The sequence below is a fragment of the Halorubrum sp. SP3 genome, assembly GCF_005435195.1.
In the GTDB taxonomy this organism is placed as follows: domain Archaea; phylum Halobacteriota; class Halobacteria; order Halobacteriales; family Haloferacaceae; genus Halorubrum; species Halorubrum sodomense.
In genome coordinates, this window is record NZ_SGTU01000149.1 from 1 (window position 1) to 932 (window position 932).

General features: G+C 55.5%; 1 pseudogene. It reads right to left on the reverse strand.

The window, feature by feature from the left end:
• Positions 1-877 (reverse strand): annotated as a pseudogene (locus EXE42_RS15960) (hypothetical protein); the annotation flags it as partial.
• Positions 878-932 lie beyond the last annotated feature (55 nt).

Consider the following 932-nt stretch of genomic DNA (forward strand, 5'->3'; position numbering starts at 1 on the left):
CCGAAATCTCTACTTCTGGTTGCTCGTCGCTTGTGCTAGCGATCCATCTCTCTAAGCCGTAGGAGCCAGAATCGTCGAACCGGAGGTCCCACGGTGTGGTGTCCCAAAGGGCGCGGATACAGCGGTCGTACCACTCGTCTGGGAGACGAACCAATACAGATGGCGCATCTGGGAGCTCGAAGTCCCAAACGTCCCGAGCCGTCTGGCGATGGCGAGAGACACGATCTAGGGTTGAGTAAGAGCTGAACCCGGGAGAACGGTCTTCGCCAGAAGTGGTCCATGAGCGGAGCGGGAGTGTATCGAGTTCGAATTCGTCTGTCGGCCCCCACTCAGAGCGGTCTGGGACTGCCGTAGGCCATACGGGGACGACTTTGCCCCCGAAGAGGTTTACATCGTCGTCACTCGTGAACTGACTGTCCCAGAGCCAGACAGTGGTGAATCCCTCGTCGAGGTAGTTCTGGGTGGACTCGTCTCGATTCTTGTTGATGTTCTTGTGTTGGTACTCAATCGCTAGTCCGTGGCCGTAGTTCGGGTGCGGTTCCTTGAACCGGACAAAGGAGTCTGCCCGTTTAGACCCGATCTGCTCTTCGAGTCCCCACTCGGTACAGTTGCCCTCAAACTCGACGAGCGCCTTCGAGAGAGCAATCGTCTTTCGCTTCTCGTGGATATCGCTCTCGCCGGTGAGATTACAGTTGCTGTCGTCGACGCCGGGATTGTGTCTGAAGTGACGCGAGACGAGCGCGCCGTTGTTCCGTGTGTGTTCACGAACGACGTACATTGGTTTTTCGCACTCAACACATGTGAGATCGGGATCTGGCTGATCAACCTCAAACGGTGAAATCGCTTTTTCGCCGTCAAGGAGGGCTACGAAGCTCATATACCAGAATCCATGAAGCCCGGAGAAATAAGTTGATCATGAGTATAGTGGAAGT